Source organism: Streptomyces sp. NPDC051218, from assembly GCF_044455475.1.
GTDB lineage: Bacteria > Actinomycetota > Actinomycetes > Streptomycetales > Streptomycetaceae > Streptomyces.
Window position 1 is genome coordinate 14645 of the sequence record NZ_JBITEU010000022.1, and the last position, 22684, is coordinate 37328.

3 protein-coding genes are annotated in these 22684 nt (G+C 73.8%); all 3 read right to left on the reverse strand.

The genetic code is table 11. The annotated features are described in order from the left end of the window. Positions 1-20 precede the first annotated feature (20 nt). From ACIBCK_RS38635 to ACIBCK_RS38645, 3 genes are read right to left on the reverse strand one after another with little or no spacing between them, the layout of a single operon-like run. Positions 21-470 (reverse strand): sugar 3,4-ketoisomerase, encoded by a 450-nt coding sequence (locus tag ACIBCK_RS38635; protein ID WP_399397984.1) that lies wholly within the window; start codon positions 468-470, stop codon positions 21-23. Further along, positions 460-19446, reverse strand: coding sequence for a type I polyketide synthase (locus ACIBCK_RS38640; RefSeq protein ID WP_399397985.1), 18987 nt, complete (start codon positions 19444-19446; stop codon positions 460-462). The genes ACIBCK_RS38635 and ACIBCK_RS38640 overlap by 11 nt, the downstream gene beginning before the upstream one ends. Before the next feature lie 34 nt (positions 19447-19480). Next, on the reverse strand, positions 19481-22675 hold the full coding sequence (locus ACIBCK_RS38645) for a type I polyketide synthase (RefSeq protein ID WP_399397986.1): 3195 nt from the start codon (positions 22673-22675) through the stop codon (positions 19481-19483). Positions 22676-22684 lie beyond the last annotated feature (9 nt).

Below are 22684 nucleotides of genomic sequence, written 5' to 3' on the forward strand. Positions count from 1 at the left end.
TCTGGTCGTCGAGGCGATTTTCATGGCGCCGGCAGGCGTGCGGTCCGCACGAACTCGTCGTAGTCCCAGAGGTAGTCGTCCAGTTCGTACGGAGCCGATGCGAGCACCAGGCAGATCGCGTCGGGCGAGAAATCGGCGAACTCCGTCCACACGCCGGGCTCCACGTGGAGCGCCTGGCCCGGTCGGTCCAGGCGCACCCGGGCGCGCGAGAAGCCGTCGTCCACGACCACCTCGAAGGACCCGGTGGCGGCCACGATGAACTCGTGCAGTTCCCGGTGCATGTGCAGACCCCTGACCGCCTCCCGCGGCACTCCGTGCACGAAGAAGACCCGCTCGATCGGGAAGTCGACCTGCCGGCCCCGCTCCAGCACGGTGAGCGAGCCGCGCTGGTCGGTGTTGTCCGGGAGCGTAACGAGACGGCAGCCGCGTACGTCCGCAAGGGGCGCCTCGGGGGTCTGGTCAGGGGCCATGGGGGCCTTCCTCAGGTGTGGGAGATGAGCTGTGCGGGCGCGCGAGCAGGCCGGGCAGTTCCTGGATCCACCGGTGGACCGCGCGGGCCGTGGTCCCCGCGTACTCGGCCATCATCGTGAAGTGGTTGCCCGGTACGTCGACGATGTCGCGGGCCGCCTTCCACGAGCTGCGCCAGTCGCGGCCGTCGGCGGGCTCGCGCAGCGGTTCCGAGGCACGCAGCAGGAGGGTGGGAATGCGCGCGTCGGGGCGCGGGTGCTCCCAGAACAGGCTGCCGTACCAGGTCATCGCGGTGAGACGACTGTCGTCCATGGCCACGAATTGCTCCGCCCGGTCGAAGATTCCCTCGGAGAGCTCGGCGCTCCAGTCGGCCATCAGCGGGTCGTCCAGCCGGTAGACGTCCGCCAGCACCAACCCGGCCGGTGGTGACCCGAGTTCGGCCAGGCGCACCGCCAGGCGGTGGGCGAGGATCGCGCCGCCGGAGTGCCCGAAGAGTACGACCGGCCGGTCCTGGGCGTGGGCGAGGATGCCCTGGGCCTGCCAGTCCAGGGCGACTTCGGGGGTCGCGGGCAGCAACTCGCCACGGCCGTAGCCGAGTACGGGCACAGCGGCCACCCGCCGCCCGCCGCGCAGTGGCGCGGCCAGCCGGACGAACTCCTGAGGGCCGCCGCCGGCCGTCAGGCCGCTGACGCAGACCAGCAGCTCGGACGCCGGCCCTTCGGCGAGAGTGGTGAGCGCCGCCGGTCCGCCCGCCTCGGCCACATCGTCGGCCATCGGCCGGAACTTCGCGGTTTCACCGACCAGTTCGAGGAATTCCTTGATCCGCCCGGTGCCCACGGCCTCCCGGTAGAGGGAGTCGAGCAGGCCGACCGGGTTCCGGTCGGTGGGCGAGATGCCGAGCGTGGCGGCAGGCACCACGCCGGTCGGGGAACCGCCGTCGGCGGCTGTGGCGGCGGCGAGATGGCGGGCAAGGGCGGCGGGCGTGGGGTGCTCGAAGACGACGGTGCCCGGCAGCGACAGGCCCGTCGCCCGCTCCAGTGTGCTGCGGATCTCCAGCGCGGCGAGCGAGTCGACGCCGAGTTCCAGGAACTGCCGGTCGGGGGCGACGGACCCGGCGTCGGTGTGCCCGAGCACCGTGGCAGCCGTCCTGCGGACGAGATCGAGCGCCGCCCCGTGCCGGTCCGGACCGGCGAGGCCGGGGACAGAGCCCGGTTCCGGTGCCGGGTCGCGCACGGCGGCGGACAGGGCCCGGACCTCCGGGAGTTCGTCGAAGAGCGGGCGGTGCTGGGCCAGGGTGTAGGCGTGGTGGAAGCGTTCCCAGTCCACGTCGGCGACGACGGTGCAGGGTGCCGGACCGGCCACGGCCTCGCGCAGGGCGGACCAGACCGTGCCGGGGTCCACGGGGCGCAGACCGTGTCGCTGCGCGGCCGTGTTCTCCTCTCCCGTCGCCCACGGCCCCCAGGAGATGGAGGTCGCAGGCAGGCCGAGGGAGTGCCGGTGTGCGGCGAGGGCGTCCATCCGGGCGCACGCGGCGGCCCGTACGGCTGCTCCGGTACCGCCCCAGACGCCGGTCACCGAGGAGACCAGGACGAACGCCTCAAGACCGGTGGCCAGTTCGCGGGTCACGTCGTGCAGCACCTGGGCGCCGTCGGCCGCGGCCCCTGCGCGCAGGTCGCCGGGGCTCAGCTCCGTCCAGGGGGTGTCTTCGCCCGCGCCCACCGCGTGGAACACGGCGGTGAGGGGACGGTCGGCGGGGATCGCCGCCAGCACCTCGGTGACGGCGGCCCGGTCGGTGACGTCCGCGGCGGCGAAGGTGACTCCGACGGGCAGGCTCTCGGCGAACTCGCGGGCACCCGGCGCTTCGGCGCCCCGCCGGCCGAGCAGTACCAGGTGTCCGGCTCCGCTCGCGGCGAGCGCCGTGGCGAGCGCCCGGCCCCGGCGGCCGGTTCCGCCGGTGACCAGCACGGTGCCCGAGGGCTGCCAGGGTGCGGCGTCGGCCGGCGGGGCGGTGACGATCCTGCGGGCCATGGGCGTGGCGCGCAGGGCGATCTGGTCCTCGCCCGCGCCGCCGGCGGCGAGCAGCGTGGCCAGCCGCGCCGCGATCCTCGGGCCGGGGTGCGCGGGCAGGTCCACCAGGCCGCCCCAGCGGTGCGGGGCCTCGAGCCCCAGGGTGCGGCCCAGTCCCCAGACGGCGGCGCGAGCGGGGACGGCGGGCGGGTCGGCCGGGCCTGTGGCGACCGCGCCCGTGGTCAGGCACCACAGGGGCGCGTCCGCCGCGATGTCGCCGAGTGCCTGGGCGAGGGCGAGGACGTCACCGGGTTCCTCTGCCAGGCAGAGCACTCCGGTGACGGTCGGCCCGTCGTCGTACGCTCGCCGCAGTGCCTCGGCGCAGGCCTCTCTGCTGCCACTGACGCCGGGGACTTCGGTCACGCGCATACCCTGCTCGCGCAGTAGCCCGAGCAGGTCCGCGGCGCTCCCGTCCCCGGCGGTCACCGCGAGCCAGGTACCGTGCGGCACCATCTGCTTCGGTTCGAGCAGAGGGCGCCAGGTCACCTCGTAGCGGCCGATTCGCGCGCCGTCCTGTGCCACGGCGGGGTACGGCTCGGGCCAGTAGCGGCGCCGCTGGAAGGCGTACGTCGGCAGGTCCGGACGGGGCCCGGTGACGGGTCCGAGGAGCGCGTCCCAGCCGATGGGAACACCGGCCGTGTGCAGCCGGGCGACGGCGGTGAGCAGCGTGGCGGGCTCCGGCCTGCCGGAGCGCTGGAGCGCCACGGAGAGCGTGCCGGTGGTGTCGTCGAGGGAGCGGGCGCGTTCCAGGGTCCGCTCCAGCGGGACGGTGAGCGCGGCGCCGGGCCCGATCTCGGCGAAGCGAGTCACGCCCTGGTCGAGAAGGGCGCCGACGGCGTCGGAGAAGCGAACGGTGGCGCGTATCTGGCGGACCCAGTACTCCGGAGTGGACATCGCGCCGTCGTCGGGGAGCCCGGTGACCGTCGACACCAGCGGGATGCGGGCGGGGTGGTACTCCAGGGACGCGGCCACGGCGGCGAAGTCGTCAAGCACGGGGTCCATGCGCGGGGAGTGAAAGGCGTGCGAGACGTCCAGGAAGCGGATCGTACGGCCGGTCCGTCCGGCCTCCTCGGCCAGTTCCGCCAGGGCGTCGGCGTCGCCGGAGAGGACGACGTCGTCCCGCGTGTTGACGGCGGCGATCGCTACGCGGGCCTCGTACCCGCTCAGCGCGGCGCACGCCTCGGCCTCGGTCATCCGCACGGACATCATCGCGCCGCCCTCGGGCAGCGCCCCCATGAGCCGTCCACGGGCGGCCACCAGGGTGCAGGCGTCGGCGAGCGGGAGGACGTCGGCGACGTGTGCGGCGGCGAGTTCGCCCACGGAGTGCCCGGCCAGCCGGTCGGGGGCCACGCTCCAGGACTCCAACAGCCGGAAGAGGGCCACCTCGAAGGCGAAGAGGCCGAGCTGGGTCCAGGCGGTGCGGCCCAGCGCGTCGGCGTCGTGGAGGACGACCTCGCGCAGCGGGTGGTCCAGGTTCGGGTCGAGGTGGGCGCAGACCGCGTCGAAGGCGTCAGCGAACACCGGGTACGTCTCGTACAGTTCGCGGCCCATACCGGCGCGCTGCGCACCCTGGCCGGAGAAGACGAAGGCGAGGTCGCCGCGTCCGGCCACGCCACGGACGATCTCGGCTCCGGCTCCGGCCGCCCCGGCGAGCCCGGCGAGCCCTCGGCGGAGCCCTTCGGCGTCGGGCGCGAGCACGACGGCGCGGTGTTCCAGGGCGGCCCTGGCGGTGGCCAGTTGACGGGCGGTGGCGCGCAGGTCGAGCGCGGCGCCGGTGCGGTCGACGTGCGAGCGGAGCCGGTCGGCCTGGGCCCGCAGCGTGGCCTCGGACCGGCCGGAGACCGGCCAGAGCACGAGCGGAGCGGCAGTGTCCGGCTCGCCGGCCGCCAGCGGTGCGGTCTCGGGCTCCTGCGGAGCCTCCTCGATGAGGACGTGGGCGTTGGTGCCGCTGATCCCGAACGAGGACACGCCGGCTCTGCGGGCACGGCCCGTCTGCGGCCAGGACCGGTCGTCGGTGAGAAGCTCGACGGCGCCGGCCGACCAGTCCACTTCCGGGGTCGGCTCGTCCACGTGCAGTGTCCTGGGCAGCACGCCCCGGCGGATCGCCTCGACGGTCTTGATGACGCCCGCGATGCCCGAAGCAGCCTGGGTGTGCCCGATGTTGGACTTCACCGACCCCAGGTAGAGGGGTTCCTCGCGGTCCTGACCGTAGGTGGCAAGCAGCGCCTGCGCCTCGATCGGGTCGCCCAGCTTCGTGCCCGTACCGTGCGCCTCCACCGCGTCCACGTCGCGAGCCTCCAGGCCGGCGGCGGCCAGCGCGGCGCGGATCACCCGCTGCTGCGCCGGACCGTTCGGCGCCGTCAGACCGTTGGACGCACCGTCCTGGTTGACCGCGCTGCCCCGCAGCACCCCGAGCACCCGGTGCCCGTTCCGGCGCGCGTCCGAGAGCCGCTCCAGCAGCACAAGGCCCACGCCCTCGCCCCAGCCCGTGCCGTCCGCGGAGGCGGCGAAGGAGCGGCAGCGGCCGTCGGAGGCAAGGCCGCCCTGGCGGCCGAACTCGGCGAACACGACGGGTGAGTGCATCACGGTGACGCCGCCCGCGAGCGCCATGGAGCACTCGCCGTTGCGCAGCGACTGTGCCGCCAGGTGCAGGGCCACCAGGGACGACGAGCACGCCGTGTCCACGGTGACCGCTGGGCCCTCCAGGCCGAAGATGTAGGAGATGCGGCCGGACAGCACACTGTTGGAGCTGCCGGTCATGGCATGGCTCTCGGAGCCCTCCGGCAACACACCGGCCATGGCGTAGCCCGCGGCGGAGGCCCCGACGAAGACGCCGGTGCGCGTGCCCCGTACGGCGGTCGGCGCGATGCCCCCGCACTCGAACAGCTCCCAGGCGCTCTCCAGGAGCAGCCGCTGGTGCGGGTCCATGGCGACGGCCTCGCGGGGCGAGATGCCGAACAGGTCGGCGTCGAACTCCGTGGCGTCGTGCAGGAATCCGCCCACGGCGGTGAAACCGCCCGCGTGGGACAGGTCCCAGCCCCGGTCCACGGGGAACGGCGACATGGCGTCGGTCCCAGCGGCGACCACCTCCCAGAGGTTCTCGGGGGAGTCGGCGCCGCCCGGGTAGCGGCAGCTCATGGAGACGATGACGACCGGGTCGTCCGCCTCTGCCCGCACGGCGGGACGTGGGGGCCCCTGGGTGGCGGCCGGCTCCGCGAGGCCGAGCAGACCGAGCAGTTCGGCGGCGGCCACGCGGGCGGTGGGGTGGTCGAAGACCAGGGCGCCCGGAAGCCGGAGACCGGTGGCCCCGGCCAGGCCGTCGCGGACCCGGAGCGCGGTCAGCGAGTCGATGCCGAGCTCGGTGAAGACGCGGTCGGGGTCGACGGCCTGGGGGCCGGTGTGGCCGAGCACGGTGGCGACCACGGTGCGCACCAGGTCGAGCAGGAGACGGTTCCGGTCGGCGACGGTGGCGGCGCCGAGCCGCGCGCGCAGCTCGTGGCCCGCCGCGCCGTCGTCGGCCCCGGCTGTGGCCTCGGACGCGTCAGCCCGCTCGGTGGTCGCCTCCGGCAGGTCGCCCACCAGCGGGCTTGGCCGGCGGGCGGTGAACGCGGGAACGAAGCGGTCCCAGTCGACGTCGGCGAACACGCCGGTGGCGCGGCCGGAGTCGACGGCGGAGGCCAAGGCAGCCAGGCACAGCTCCGGCGACATGGGGGCGATGCCCCGGTCCCGCAGGTAGTCACCGGCGTCCCGGTCGGCGACCATGCCGCCGCCGTCCCAGGCTCCCCAGGCCACGGCGGTGGCCACCTGACCGTGTGCTCGGCGGCGTTCGGCGAGCGCGTCAAGGTGGGCGTTGGCGGCGGCGTACGCGGCCTGCCCTCCCCCACCCCAGATGCCGGCGATCGAGGAGAACAGCACGAAGAGGTCGGCCCGGTCGCCCAGCAAGGCGTCCAGGTGGACCGCGCCGAGCACCTTGGCGCGGGCGTCCTCGGCGATCTCGGCCGGCGAGGTGGCGGCCAGTGGCGCGGTGGTCGAGACGCCCGCGGTGTGGGCGACGCCGGTCACCGGGTGGCGTTCCAGCAGGGCGGCGAGTGCCTCACGGTCGGTGACGTCGCAGGCGGCGACGGTCGCGGTGGCCCCGATCTCGGCCACTTCGGCGACCAGTTCGCCGACGCCGTGGGCCTCCGGGCCCGACCGGCTGACGAGGAGCAGGTCGGTGACGCCGCGTCGGGCGAGCCAGCGAGCGACCTCGCGGCCGAGCGCGCCGGTCCCGCCGGTGATCAGAACCGGGCCGCCGGGGGTCCACGGGGCCGTGGCGGGGTCCGGCGCGGCACGCCGTACCCGGCGGGCGAACACCCCGGAGGGCCGTACCGCCAGCTGGTCCTCGTCATCGGCGGCGCCCGCCAGGAGCGCGCCGAGCCGGGCGGCGGAGCGGGTGTCCGCGGTCTCGCACAGGTCGATCAGTCCGCCCCACCGCTCGGGGTGCTCCAGCGCGGCCACCCGGCCCAGGCCCCACAGCATGGCCCGGTCACAGTTCACCGCCGCGTCGAAGCGGCCCACGGCGACCGCGCCGCGGGTGAGGCACCACAGGGGTGCGCCGATTCCCACGTCGCCGAGCGCTTGCAGCAGGGTGACGGTGTCGCCGGTTCCGGCGGCGAGGACTTCGTCGCCTGGGTGCGGCCGCTCGGCGAGCGCCAGCAGGGAGACGACACCCGTGAACTCGCCCGGCTCGGGCAACTCCGTGAGCGCTGCCGCCAGTTCGCCCCGTCCGGCACCGTCGGGGACGACGACCTCGGTCACGTCGGCGCGGGCCAGTGCGGTACGTACGGTCTCCGCCTCCGTCTCCGCGCCGGCCTGCGGAAGGGCGAGCATCCATCGTCCCGTCGGCGCGGTGGAGGGCAGGCCGACCAGGGGGCGCCATGTCACCTCGTAGCGCCGGGAGTCCACGGTGGACTCCTGGCGGCGTGCCCGCCGCCAGGTGGCGAGGGCGGGCAGCACCTGGTCGAGGCCCGGTGCGTCGACCCCCAGGGTCCTGGCGACAGCGGCGGTGTCACCGCGTTCGATGTCGTTCCAGAACGCCTGCTCCGCCCCGTCCGTTCCTCCGGGACCGCCGGCGGGTCCGGCGACGGAGTGCTCGACGGAGTCGGGCCAGTAGCGGTCGCGGGCGAAGGCATAGGTGGGCAGATCGACCGGGCGGCCCTCGATGAGGAGGCGTTCCCAGTCGACCCCGACACCGCGTACGTGGGCCTCCGCGAGCGCGGTGAGCCAGCGTTCGCGGCCACCCTCGCCGCGCCGCAGGGTGCTCAGGACGACGCCGGGGAGGTCCGTGTCGTCCAGGGTCTCCCGCAGGCCCACGGTGAGCACGGGGTGGGGGCTGACCTCGATCAGCAGCCGGTGCCCGTCGTCCAGCAGGGCGCGGGTGGCGTCCTCGAAGCGGACGGTGGCGCGCAGGTTGTCGTACCAGTACGCGGCGCCCAGGGTGGACGTGTCGATCCGTCCGCCGGTGAGCGCCGAGTAGAACGGCACGGAGGAGGGGGCCGCGTCCACGTCCCCGAGGTCGGCCAGGAGACGTGTCTTCAGCCGCTCCACGTGCACCGAGTGCGACGCGTAGTCCACCGGCAGGCGGCGCGCCCGGATCCCGGCATCCGCACAGTGGGCGACCAGCGCCTCAAGGCCCGCCACATCTCCCGAGACGACCGTAGAACCAGGGCCATTGACCGCCGCGACCGAGAGCCCCTCCCAACGACCGGCCAACTCCTGCGCCACACCACGGGAAACAGCCAGCGACACCATCCCCCCGAACCCGGCCAGCTCATCAGCGATCGCACGCGCCCGCAACGCCACCACCCGGGCCCCGTCGTCCACCGACAACGCCCCCGCCACCACCGCGGCCGCGATCTCTCCCTGCGAATGCCCCACCACCGCGGACGGAAGAACACCCACCGAAGCCCACAACTGAGCCAACGACACCATCACCGCCCACAACACCGGTTGCACTACCTCAACCCGCTCCAGAGCAGCCCCATCGCCCCGCACCACCTCAAGCAGCGAGAAGTCGGTGAACGGCTCCAACGCCCGGTGACACTGCGCCATCCGCGCGGCGAACACCGGCTCCGCATCCAGCAGTTCAGCCGCCATTCCCACCCACTGGGAACCCTGCCCCGGGAACACGAACACCGTGCCGCCCCGCACCGCACCGCCCCGCACCACACCGGCGGCCTCCTCGGCACCCGCCAACGCCCGCAACTGAGCCGCGTAGTCGGGGCCCAGCAACACCGCACGCTGATCCAGCGCCGCGCGCCCGGTGGCCAACGACCAGCCCACATCCACGGGATCAGCGCCATCGACGGACAGCAGACGCTCCGCCTGGCCCCGCAGCGCATCCCCGCTCCGCGCCGACAGCAACCACGGCACCACTTCACCGGCGCCCGACGGTTCCTCCTTCGCCGCGACGCCGACCGCGACGCCGGCCACGGCGACAGCCTGTGGCGCGGACTCCAAAATCACGTGCGCGTTGGTGCCGCTCATCCCGAACGAGGAGACACCCGCCCGGCGCGGCCGGTCCGTCTCCGGCCACCGCCGCGCATCGGTCAGTAGCTCCACGGCGCCCGCCGACCAGTCCACCTGCGAGGACGGCTCTCCCACGTGCAAGGTGGCGGGCAGCACCCCGTGCCGCAGCGCCTCCACCATCTTGATGACGCCCGCGACACCCGCGGCCGCCTGCGTATGCCCGATGTTCGACTTCAACGACCCCAGGTACAGAGGCTCTTCGCGCCCCTGCCCGTACGTCGCAAGCAGCGCCTGCGCCTCGATCGGATCGCCCAGTCGCGTGCCCGTACCGTGCGCCTCCACGACGTCCACCTCGGCGGCAGTCAGCCGCGCGTCGGCCAGCGCCGCCCGGATCACCCGCTCCTGTGAGGGGCCGTTCGGCGCGGTCAGACCGTTGGAGGCTCCGTCCTGGTTGACCGCGCTGCCCCGCACCACCGCCAGCACGCGGTGCCCGTTGCGCTCCGCGTCCGAGAGCCGCTCCACCAGGAGCAGGCCGACGCCCTCTCCCCAGCCGGTGCCGTCGGCATCGGCGGAGAAGGCCTTGCAGCGGCCATCGGGTGAGAGCGCGCCCTGGGTGCTGAACTCGATGAAGGTGCCGGGCAACGGCATCGCGGTGACGCCGCCGGCCAGGGCCATCGAGCACTCCCCCGCCCGCAGGGACCGGGCAGCGAGGTGTAGCGCCACCAGGGACGAGGAGCACGCGGTGTCCACGCTGAGGGCGGGCCCGCGCAGACCGAAGGTGTAGGAAACCCGGCCGGAGAGAACGCTGGCGGAGTTGCCGGTGCCCAGGTGTCCTTCGGTGGCGGCCTCGGAGCCGAGCAGCAGTGCCAGGTAGTCCTGGCCGTTGGTGCCCGCGAACACTCCGGTGTCGCTGCGGCGCACCGAGGTGGGGTCGATGCCCGCGCGTTCGAACGCCTCCCAGGCGGTCTCGAGCAGCAGCCGCTGCTGGGGGTCCATGGCGAGCGCCTCGTGCGGGGAGATGCCGAACAGGCCCGCGTCGAAGGCGGCGATGTCGTCGAGGAAGCCGCCCGAGCGGGTGCGCGATGGGCCGTCGTGGCCGAGCAGGGTGTCGAGGTCCCAGCCGCGGTCGGCGGGGAAGTCGCCCATCGCGTCCACGCCGTCCCGCACCAGGCGCCACAGCGCCTCGGGCGAGTCGACTCCACCGGGGAAGCGGCAGGACATGCCGATGATGGCGATGGGTTCGTCGTCCGCCGCCCGGCGGCGGTCACCGGCCGCGGGGGCGTCGGGGGCGGCCGCGTCCCCGGACAGCAACGTGAGCAGGTGTTCGGCGAGGGCGCCCGGGGTCGGGAAGTCGAAGACGAGGCCGGCGTGCAGGGTGAGACCGGTCCGGGATGCCAGGAGGTTACGCAGCTCCAGGGCCGTGAGGGAGTCGAAACCCATGTCGTGGAAGGCGCGTTCGCGGTCCACGTCCGCGGGCGAACCGTGGCCGAGGACGCCTGCGATGGTCTCCAGGACGACGTACTCCACGTCGCGGGCCTGCTCGGCGGCGTCCGCGCCCGGCGCGGCGAGTGCGACAAGGCCGCCGGCCTGGGCTCCACGGACGACCGGGACGGCCTCGGGGAGTTCGGCGAACAGCTTGCTCGGCCGTACCGCGGTGAAGCCCGGGACGAAGCGTTCCCAGTCGATGTCGGCGACGACCAGCGCGCCGTCCCTCTCGGTCAGAGCGGTGGCCAGTGCCTCCAGTGCTCGGCTCTCCTCCATGGCGGGCAGTCCGCCGCGCGCCAGCCGGGCGGCGGCTGCCGGGTCGGCGGCCATGCCCGCTCCGGCCCAGGCACCCCAGGCGAGGGCGGTGCCGGGCACACCCCGGGCGCGGCGGCGTTCCACCAGGGCGTCGAGGTGCGCGTTGGCGGCGGCGTAGGGGCCCTGCCCGGCGCTGCCGATGACGCCCGCGGCCGAGGAGAAGACGACGAAGTCGGTCAGGTCGCCGGTGAGTTCGTCCAGTACGTCGGCGGAGTGGGCCTTGGCGTCGAGTACGGCGGCGAGCCGCTCTGGTGTCAGCGCGTCGAGCACACCGTCGTCGACGATTCCCGCCGCGTGTACGACCGCGGTCACGGGGTGGCGCTCCAGCAGCTCGGCCACCGCGCCACGGTCGCTCAGGTCGCAGGAGACGACGACGGCGTCGCAGCCGCGCTCCGAAAGGTCCGCAACCAGCTCGGACGCACCGGGTGCGGCGGGGCCGCGTCGGCTCGCCACGACGAGGCGGGTGGCGCCGCGCTCGGCCAGCAGCCGGGCGACCTTGCCGCCCAGCGCACCGGTGCCACCGGTGACCAGGACCGGACCGGCGGCCTGCCACTCGGCAGGCTGCGTCTGCCCGGCCGCGCCGGTGGGGGCACGCCGCAGCCGGCGGGCGTGGAGGCCCGTCGGCCGGATGGCCGCCTGGTCCTCGCCCGAGTCTCCGGCCAGCAACTGGACCAGCCGGTCGGCCGCTCGCCGGTCGATGTGGGCCGGCACATCGACCAAACCGCCCCAGCGGTCGGGGTGTTCGAGCGCGGCGACCCTGCCGAGGCCCCACAGCTGGGCGGCTGCCGGGTCGCATTCATCGCCGGGTGCGACCGCGACCGCACCGGAGGTGAGGCACCACAGCGGGGCGGCGAGTCCGGCGTCACCCTGGGCCTGGATGAGCCGCAGCAGGTCCGCGGCGGTGTCCACACAGGCGAGCACCCCGGCGACGGGACGGTCACGCTCGGCGGCGGCCGAAGCCAGACCGGCCAGCGCGTCCGCGCACTTCGTGCGGTCGGCGCCGAGTTCTGTCATCTCGACGATGTCGGCGCCCACGCCACGCAGGCCCTCCACGACCCCGCCGGGCACCTCGCCACCGGTGACCAGGAGCCAGGTACCGGTCAGCCGTGCCTGCCGGGCGGTGACCGGGCTCCAGCCGACGCGGTATCGCCAGGCGTCGGTGGTGGCCTTGTGGCGGCCCCTCTCCCGCCAGGCGGCGAGAGCGGGCAGGACGGCGCCGAGGCCGTTCCGCTGCTCGTCGTCGTCCAGGCACAGTGCGCCGGCGACGGCATCGGTGTCGGTCGAATCCACCGCCGCCCAGAAGTCCCGCTCGGCCGGGCTCTCCCCGGTGACGGGGCGGGGGACGGCCACAGGGGTGGGCCAATACCTCTGACGGGCGAAGGGATACGTGGGCAGTGTGACCCGGGCGCCCTTGAAGGGGGCGAGGTAGCTGGGCCAGTCCACGGGGACGCCCCGGGTGTGCAGGCGGGCGAGGGCGCGGGCGAGGGTGGCGGCCTCGGGGCGGTCCGGGCGCAGCGCGGGGACGGCGACCAGGGTGTCGTCCTGCTCCTGTACCAGGGCGGAGAGCACTCCGGCGGGGCCCAGCTCCAGCGCCGTCCGCACCCCGGTGAGCGAGGCGAGCGCGTCGGCGAAACGGACGGGCTCGCGTATCTGACCCACCCAGTACTCCGGGGTGTCGATCGCACCCGGGGCGGTGGTGAGGACCGGGATCTGCGGGGCGCGGTACGTCAACGACCCCGCCACCGCCGCGAACTCGGCCAGCATCGGCTCCATCAGATGGGAATGGAAGGCATGCGAGACAGCCAACCGCTTGACCCGCACACCCGCACCGCGCAACCGCTCCTCCAGGCCGGCGATCGCCTCCGCCTCACCGGAAACCGTCACCGAGGTAGGGCCGTTGACCGCCGCCAACTCCACCCCATCAGGCAGCGTGAGCGCCTCCTCGGCCACCTCCACCGCCAACATCGCGCCGCCCTCGGGCAACGCATACATCAACCGCCCACGCGCCGACACCAGGGCACACGCATCATCCAACGACAACACCCCCGCCACATGCGCAGCGGCCAACTCACCAATCGAATGCCCCACCAGCACATCCGGGGCCACACCCCACGACTCCACCAACCGGAACAGCGCCACCTCCAACGCAAACAACCCCACCTGGGCGTAGACAGTCCGCTCCAACAACCCCGCGTCCTCGCCGAACACGACCTCACGCAACGGCCGCCCCACATCCACCCGCGCACACACCGCATCAAAAGCATCCGCGAACACCGCAAACGCCCCGTACAGCTCACGCCCCATCCCCAACCGCTGCGCACCCTGACCCGAGAACAACAGCGCCAGGCCACCGTGCACGACCTTGTCGCACACCACATCCTGGGTGTGCTCACCGAAGGAAAGGGCCGTCAGCGCGGCCGCGTGGGAGCCGAAGACCACGGCGCGGTGTGCCAGTTCGGCACGCGTGGTCGCCAGAGAGTGCGCCAGGTCGGCGGGGTCCGCGTCCAGTCCGGCGAGCAGGGCGGCCTGCCGGGCGAGTGCGTCCGGCGTAGCGCCGGACAACGGGACGGGCAGCGGGAGGTCCGGGCGCTCGCCTCGTGCACCGACGGGTGCCTCGGCCGTTTCCGGAGCCTGTTCCAGGATGGTGTGCGCGTTGGTCCCGCTGATCCCGAACGAGGAGACGCCGGCCCGGCGCGGACGGGTCGACTCCGGCCAGGTGCGGTTCTCGGTGAGCAGTTCCACCGTGCCGGACGACCAGTCGACCTCCGGGGTCGGCTCGTCCACGTGCAGCGTCGCCGGGAGGACCCCGTGCCGCAGTGCCATGACGGCCTTGATCACGCCCACGACACCGGCGGCGGCCTGGGTATGCCCGATGTTGGACTTCACCGACCCCAGGTAGAGGGGTTCCGAGCGGTCCTTGCCGTACGTCGCAAGGAGCGCCTCCGCCTCGATCGGATCACCGAGCCGCGTGCCCGTACCGTGCGCCTCCACCAGATCGACGTCGGTCGCCTCCAGTCCGGCCGAGGCCAGCGCGGCGCGGATCACCCGCTGCTGCGAGGGCCCGTTCGGCGCGGTCAGGCCGTTCGAGGCGCCGTCGGAGTTGACGGCGCTGCCGCGGACCACGGCCAACACCTCATGCCCGCGCCGGCGGGCATCCGAGAGCCGCTCGACCAGCAGTACGCCGACGCCCTCTCCCCATCCGGCGCCGTCCGCGGAGGCGGAGAACGCCTTGCAGCGGCCGTCGGCGGCCTGGCCGCGCTGCTTGCTGAACTCGGCGAAGACGGACGGCATGGAGAGCACGTTGACTCCGCCGACCAGGGCGAGGTCGCTCTCCTGGTACCGCAGCGACTGGCAGGCCAGGTGGAGGGCCACCAGGGACGACGAGCAGGCGGTGTCCACGGTGACCGCCGGGCCCTCGAGACCGAAGGCGTAGGCGACGCGGCCGGACAGCACGCTGGGGGAACCGCCGGTGACCAGGTAGCCGTCGCCGGCCTCGGGGTCGCCCGACAGTACGGTCAGGTAGTCCTGACCGCCGGTGCCTGCGTACACCGCCGTGCGCGAACCGGCCAGCGACCGGGGGTGGATGCCCGCGCGCTCCAACACCTCCCAGGAGGCTTCGAGGAGCAGCCGCTGCTGCGGGTCCATGGCCAGCGCCTCACGCGGCGAGATGCCGAACAGCTCGGCGTCGAAGTCGGTCGCGTCGGGGAGGAAGCCGCCCGTCTGCGGGTAGTCGCCTCCGAGCGCGTCGAGGTCCCAGCCGCGATCGGCGGGGAAAGGGCCCATGGCGTCGGTGCCGGTCTCGACCAGCTTCCACAGGTCTTCCGGGGAGCGGACGCCGCCGGGGAAGCGGCAGGCCATGCCGACGATGACGATCGGGTCGTCCGCGACGGGGGCCGTGTCACGTACGGGCACCGGCGGAGCTGCGGCTTCAGGAACGACGTCGGCGATCCCGCCGGTGATCTCGGTGGCCAGGAAGCGGGAGAGGGCCAGCGGGCTGGGGTGGTCGAAGACGACGGTCGCGGAGATGCGCAGACCGGTGGTGAAGGTGAGGCGGTTGCGCAGCTCGACGGCGCCCGCCGAGGTGAGGCCGAGTTCACCGAGCGCCCGGCCCGGCTCCACCTCGGAGCCCGACTCGTAGCCGAGTACCAGCGCCACCTGGTCACGGACCAGGTCGAGCAGGAACCGGTTGCGCTCCGCCTCCGAGGCCCCGGCCAGCCGCTGGGCCGGCGGCAGGCTCTCCTGGTCGGCGGCGAGGTCCTGGGCAGGGCTCTGCTGAGCGGTCTGCCGGAGCCTGCGCACGTCAGGGAGTTCGTCGAGCAGGCGGCTGGGATGTGTGGCGGTGAAGAACCAGGAGAAGACCTCCCAGCGGATGTCGGCGAGGGCGAGCACGGTCTCATCGCGCTCCAGCGCCATACGCAGCCCCGTCAGGGCGAGCTCGGGCTCCATCCGGAAGATGCCGTGGCGCTCCAGGACGTCGCCGAAGTCGCCCTGCGCCATGCCGCCGCCCGCCCACGAGCCCCAGGCCACCGAGGTCGCGACCAGGCCCTGGGAACGGCGGTACTGCGCGAAGGCGTCCAGGAAGGCGTTGCCGGGGGCGTAGTTGCCCTCGCCTGCCGAGCCGAAGACGCCGGCGAGCGACGAGAAGAGGACGAAGGCCGACAGGTCCAGGTCCGCGGTGACCCGGTGCAGGTTGAGGGCGCTGGCGGCCTTGGCCCGCAGCGCGGTCTCGACGCGGTCCGGCGTGAGCGAGTCCACGATGCTCGAGTCGACGACGCCGGCGGCGTGGAAGACGGCGGTCAGCGGCTGGGCGGCGGGCAGGTCCGCGAGGACGGCGGCCAGCGCGTCGTGGTCGGCCGCGTCCACCGCGGCCACGGTGACCTCGGTGCCCGACTCCCGCAGCTCGGCGGCCAGTTCCGCCGCGCCGGGGGCCTCGGGGCCGCGCCGGCTGAGCAGCAGCAGGTGTTCGGCGCCCGATGCGGCGAGCCACCGGGCGACGTGTGCGCCGACGCCGCCGGTGCCGCCGGTGACGAGCACGGTGCCGGAGGGCTGCCACACCCGGCGGGGCGGGGTCGGCACGGCCCGGCGCAGGCGGGGCACGAAGACCCCGGTGGCGCGTATCGCCGCCTGGTTTTCGTCGGTGCCGGCGAGGACGGCGGCGAGCCGGGCCAGCGCGCGCGGTTCGGGTTCGGCGGGCAGGTCGACAAGACCGCCCCACTGGGTGTACTCGTGGGCGGCGACCCGCCCGAGCCCCCAGGCCAGAGCCTGGTCCGGGTGGGTGACCGTGTCCCCCGGTCCGGCGGCGACGGCGCCCGAGGTGGCGCACCACAGACGGAGCGGTTCGCCTGTGTCGTGCACGGCGTGCAGCAGGGTGATGCCGACGGCGAAGGCGGCCGGGGTGGCGGGGTGTTCGGGAACGGGGCCCTCGGTGAGGAAGAGCAGTGACAGCACGCCGCTCGCGCCACGCAGCCGCTCGGCGAGGGCGCCGCGCTCGTCCTCGTGGGAGACGGGCAGCAGTTCGGGGGCGGCACCGGCCTCCACCAGGGCCGCGGAGACGGCGGTGACCAGCGGGTGTGCGTGGTGGTCCGGCGGTACGGCCACCACCCAGCGGCCGTCGAGCCGCCCGGCGGGGAGTTGTGCGGGTGTCCAGGCGGTCCCATAGCGCCAGTTCTCGATCCGGCCGCGCTCACGGTCCCGCCGGTGCCATGAGGAGAGAGCGGACAGCGCCTCCTCGAGCGGGGTCCGGCCGCTCACGTCGAGCATGCGCTGGAGGGCGGGCAGGTCCTCCTGCTCGACGGCGGACCAGAACCAGTCCTGCGAACTGTCCACGGCGGGTGGTTCGAGTTCGACGGTGTCCAGCCAGTAGCGGCGACGCTGGAAGGCGTAGGTGGGCAGCTCGACGCGGGTGCCGCCGCGGCCGGCGTACACAGCGGCCCAGTCGACGCGGACACCGTGTACGGCTGCCTCGGCGACCGCGGAGAGCCAACGCCGGACCCCGCCCTCGCCGCGGCGCAGGGTGCACAGTACGGCGGCGCGCAGCCCAAGGGCCTCGACGCTCTCGCCGATCCCCAGGTTGAGGCCGGGGTGCGGGCTGACCTCCAGGAACAGGGTGCGTCCCTCGGTCAGCAAGGTACGAGTGACATCCTCGAACCGCACGGTGTTGCGCAGGTTGCCGTACCAGTAGTCCGCGTCCAGCCCGGCCGTGTCCTGCCGTCGGCCGGTCACCGTCGAGTAGAACGGCACCGTCGAGGAGACCGGCGCGACCGGGGCCAGGTCGTCCAGCAGCCGCTCGCGGATCTGCTCCACCTGCGCGCAGTGCGAGGCGTAGTCCACCGGGATGCGCCGTGCCCTGATCCCCTCTTCCGCGCAGTGCGCCAACAGCTCCTCCACAGCGCCCGCCTCGCCGGAGACCACCGTGGAGCCAGGCCCGTTGACCGCCGCCACCGACAGCCCCTGCCACCGCGCCGCCAACGCCTCCGCCTCCGGGACCGGCACCGCCAGGGACACCATCCCTCCCTGGCCCGCCAGCTCCCGGGCGACCGCACGCGCCCTGAGCGCCACCACCCGCGCCCCGTCGTCCAACGAGAGACCGCCGGCGACCACCGCCGCCGCGATCTCCCCTTGGGAATGCCCCACCACCGCGGCCGGTACCACCCCCACCGAAGCCCACAGCCTGGCCAGCGACACCATCACCGCCCACAGGACCGGCTGGACCACCTCCACCCGCTCCAGCTCGATGCCCTCCCCGCGCACCACATCAAGGAGTGAGAAATCGGTGAACTGCTCCAGCACCCTGTGGCACTCCGCCATCGCCTCGGCGAACACCGGCTCCTGCTCCAGCAACTCCGCGGCCATTCCCGCCCACTGCGAGCCCTGGCCGGGAAAGACGAACACCGTGCCGCCCTGCCCCGGGTCCTGGGTGCGGGCGATCACCTCCGAGGTCTCCCGGCCCTCGGCCAGCGCGGTCAGACCGCGGCGGAACCCGGCGTGGTCCTCGGCAAGGACCACCGCGCAGTGCTCCAGCGTCGCCCGGGTGGTGGCGCAGGAGAAACCGATGTCCACGGGCGCCGGGCCGTTCTCCTCCCCGGCCTCCTGGAGGTGGCTGAGCAGCTGCCCGGCCTGTCCCCGCAGCGCCTGCTGGGTGCGCCCGGACAGGATCCAGGGGAGCACCGGGGAAGCGGGCCGCGCCGGCACGCTCTCCTCCACCGGTGCAAGGGCCGGCTCCGGCGCGCGGTACTCCTCCAGCACCACATGCGCGTTGGTACCGCTCACACCGAAGGAGGACACCGCCGCCCGGCGCGGCTGCTCCCCGCCCCGCCACTCCCGCGCCTCCGTCAGCAACTCCACAGCCCCGGAGGACCAGTCCACATGCGGCGTCGGCTCCTCCACATGCAACGTCCGCGGCAACACCCCATGCCGCAACGCCTGCACCATCTTGATCACACCGCCCGCACCGGCCGCAGCCTGCGTATGCCCGATGTTCGACTTGATCGACCCCAACCACAACGGCCGACCAGCCGGCCGATCCTGCCCATAAGCGTTGAGCAACGCCTGCGCCTCGATCGGATCACCCAACGTCGTACCCGTACCGTGCGCCTCCACCACGTCGATGTCGGCGGCGGTCAGCCGGGCCGCGTCGAGCGCCGCGCGGATCACCCGCTGCTGCGAGGGGCCGTTGGGGGCGGTCAGGCCGCTGGACGCGCCGTCCTGGTTGACCGCGGAACCGCGCACCACCGCAAGGACCTCATGCCCGTTGCGGACCGCGTCGGACAGCCGCTCCACCAGCAGCACCCCCACACCCTCGGACCAGCCCGTACCGTCGGCCTCCGCGGAGAAGGCCTTGCAGCGGCCGTCGGAGGCGAGGCCTCCGGACAGGGCGAAGTCGACGAAGGTGTTCGGAGTGACCATGACCGCGACGCCGCCGGCCAGCGCAAGCGAACTCTCCCCGCTGCGCAGCGACCGCATGGCCAGGTGGAGCGCCACCAGCGACGACGAGCAGGCGGTGTCCACGGTCAGGGCCGGGCCCTCCAACCCCAGGGTGTAGGCGACCCGGCCGGAGACGACGCTTCCGCTGTTGCCGGTGCCCAAGTGCCCGGCGACCTCGTCGGGGACGGCCATGACGCGTGAGGCGTATTCGTTGTACATCACGCCGGTGAAGACGCCGGTGCGGCTCCCGCGCAGGGACAGCGGGTCGATACCGGCGCGTTCCACGGCCTCCCAGGAGGTCTCCAGCATCAGCCGCTGCTGGGGGTCCATGGCGAGAGCTTCGTGGGGCGAGATGTTGAACAGCGACGGGTCGAAGTCGGCGACACCGTCGAGGAAGCCCCCCTCCTGGGAGAACTCCACCTCCGCGGCGATACCGGTGTCGAAGGGCGTCATGTCCCAGCCGCGGTCGGCGGGGAATGCGCCCATCGCGTCGTTGCCGTCCCGCACCAGGCGCCACAGCGCCTCGGGCGAGTCGACTCCGCCGGGAAAGCGGCAGGACATGCCGATGATGGCGATCGGCTCGTGCTCGGTGGACTCCGCGGCGCGTAGCCGCTGACGCACCGAGGCGAGGTCCGTGGTGACCCTCTTCAGGTAGTCCCGCAGCTTGTCCTCGGTGGACACGGCACGTGCGCCGACTGTCTCGTCCGGCATCGCCTCAGGCTCCCAGTTCGTTGTCGATGAAGGCGAAGAGGTTGTCGTCGTCCGCCGCGTCGAGGTTTCCTGCGGCGGTGACCAGACCCGAGTCGTCCGCGGTGTCGTGCCGAGCGAGCAGCGCGTGCAGCCGCGAGACCACGCGGCTGCGGGTCTCGTCCCCCGGGCCGGTCTTGGCGAGGGCGGCGTCGAGCCGGTCCAGGTCGGCCAGGAGTGCGGCGGAGCCGTTCTCCGCGCTCTCGACCACCAGTAGTTCCAGCAGGTGGTCGGCGAGGCGAGCGGCGGTCGGGTGGTCGAAGACCAGCGTGGTCGGCAACCGCAGGCCGGTTGCGGCACTGAGCTGGTTGCGGATCTCGATCGCGCTGAGCGAGCTGAACCCCAGGTCGGTGAAGCCCAGTTCGGGGTCGACGGCCTCGGCGGAGGCGTGTCCGAGGACCGCGGCCGCGTGGCCACGGACCAGGTCGAGCACCACCTGCCGCCGCTCGGCCGGGTCGAGGGCAGCCAGGCGGACGCCGAGCGACGACGTGTCCTGCCTCTCCCCCTCGGCCGCCCGCCGGGCCGGCGGTGGAACGAGGACACGCAGCAGCGCGGGCACCGGAACGCTGCCCGCGTGGGCCCGCACGGCGGCCAGGTCCAGGCGTGCCGCCACCAGGTGGGAGCGGCCCGCGGTGAGGGCGGCGTCGAGCAGGGCGAGGCCGTCCTCGTCGGACAGAGCGGTTCCGCTGCCGGTCGCGTCCTCGCGTTCGGCGTCGGCGAGGTGGCCGGTCATGCCGGTGCCGGTGGCCCACATGCCCCAGCCGACGGAGAGGGCGTCCCGGCCCCGGGCGCGGATCCTGGCGGCCAGCGCGTCCAGAGCGGCGTTGGCTGCGGCGTAGTTGGCCTGGCCGGGTGCTCCGAAGGTGCCGGTGGCGGAGGAGAAGAACACGGACAGTTCGGCCCCGGACAGTTTGCTCAGGTGGAGCGCCGCGTCGGTCTTGGGGCGCAGCACCGCCGCGACGCGCTTGGGTGTCATCGACTCGAAGACGCCGTCGTCGAGGACGCCCGCCGCGTGCACGACGGTGGCGATCCGCCGGTCGGTCAGCACCTCGGCGAGGCGGTCCTCGTCGGCGGCGTCGCAGGACACGATCTCGGCCCGCGCCCCGAGAGCGGCGAGATCGGCGGCGAGATCGGCGGCTCCGGGGGCGTCCGGGCCGGAGCGGCTGAGCAGGAGCAGTTCGGTGACGCCGTGGGCGGCGGCGAGGTGCCGGGCCACCAGGCCGCCGAGCCCTCCGGTGCCGCCGGTGACCAGGACGGTTCCGGCGGGCAGCGCGGGTTCGCCCACCGGCCGGGCCCGGACAAGGCGTGGCACCAGCGGGGAGCCGCCGCGCAGCGCGGTCTCCGGCTCGTCGGGGACGAGTGCCTCGGCGAGCCCGGTGAGGTCGCCGTCGGTGTCGACGAGTACGAACCGGCCGGGGTGTTCGGAGTGTGCCGACCGGAGCAGTCCCCGGGCGGCCGCGCCGGGCAGGTCGGTGATGTCCTCACCGTCCCGTACGGCGACGGACCCGCAGGTGATCAGCACGATGCGGGACTCGTCGAAGCGCCGGTCCGCGAGGAGGGTCTGTGCCGATTCGAGCACCTCGGCCACCCGGCGGTGCACCGCCTCCGCGTCTTCGTCGTCCGGTGTTCCCGCCCCGGAGAGGAGGACGACCTCGGGCACGTTCATGCCCGCGTCGACGTATTCGATCAGCGCGGCGATGTCGGCGTGCCACTCGACGGCGAAGTCCTCATCGGCCAGATGGTCGGCCGCGCCGAGGATGTCGCCGCCGACCACGGCCCACGACGCGGGGAACGGGCCGGGTGCGGCGGACGTCCAGTCGATGGTGAACAGCGCGTCGCCGGGGCCGCTCGCGGAGGTCAGTTGGGCGGCGGAGACCGGACGGAACTCCAGCGACTCGACATGGACCACCGGAGCGCCGGTGGTGGTCACGGCCTCCAGGCGTACGGACTCCCGCTCGGCGGAGCGGCTCAGCCGGACCCGCAGTTCGGTGCTGCCTGCCGCGTGCGAGGTGACGCCCTGCCACGCGAAGGGGATCTGCACCCCGCTGGTGCCGGGGAGAAGCTCTCCGGCTCCGATGGCGTGCAGGGCGGCGTCGAACAGGGCGGGGTGCAGACCGAACCCCTCGGCGCCGGCGCGGACTTCCTGAGGGAGCGTGACCTCGGCGAACACCTCGTCGTCCCGCCGCCAGACGGAGCGCAGGCCCCGGAAGGCGGGACCGTACCCGTAGCCGCTGCCGGCGGCGGGCTCGTAGAACCCGGCCAGGTCGACCGGTTCGGCGTCCGTGGGTGGCCACTGGACCGGCTCCGGGACGTACCCGGCCGGGTCGGCGGCACGCACCGCGCCCCTCGCGTTCCGGGTCCAGGGTCCGTCGTCGCCCTCGAGGCGGGAGTAGACGGTGAGGGTGCGAGTGCTCTCCGTGGAGGTGCTGTCTCCGACGACGACCTGAAGGACGACCGCCCGCCCCTCGGGCAGGGTGAGCGGGGCCTCCAGGGCGAGGTCGTCCAGGTGCGGGCAGCCGGCCGACGCCCCGGCCCGGACGGCGAGTTCGACCAGGGCGGTGCCGGGGAGCAGGACGGTGCCCAGGAGGACGTGATCGGCGATCCACGGGTGGGTGTCCGCGGCGATCCGTCCAGTGAGCAGCACCCCGTCCGTGCCGGCCACCGGCACCGCGGCGCCGAGCATCGGGTGGTCGGCGCGGTCGAGGCCCATGGCGGAGACGTCGGCGGGCAGAGCCCGGCTCTCGGGCCAGAAGCGTTCGCGCTGGAACGGGTAGGTGGGCAGCTCGACGCCGCTGCCGGTGCGGTCCTCCAGAACGGTGCGCCAGTTGACGGGGATGCCGTGGACATGAGCCTCGGCCAGCGCGCTCATCCAACGCTGCAGACCACCCTCACCACGACGCAACGTACCCAACACCACACCAGAACGCCCCACAGCCTCCAAACTCTCCTGCACCCCAACAGCCAGCACCGGATGCCCACTCACCTCCAAAAACACCGACCGACCCTCAGCCAACAACCCACCCGTGGCATCCCCGAACCGCACCGTGCTCCGCAAATTGTCGTACCAGTAGTCCGCATCCAACCCCGCCGTATCCAACCGCTCCCCCGTCACCGACGAAAAGAACGGCACCACCGAAGACACCGACGAAACCGAACCCAACACACCCAACAA

Coding starts and splice junctions, on each gene's coding strand:
- ACIBCK_RS38635 (WP_399397984.1), bottom strand. CDS start 470: ATGGCCCCTGACCAGACCCCCGAGGCGCCCCTTGCGGACGTACGCGGC.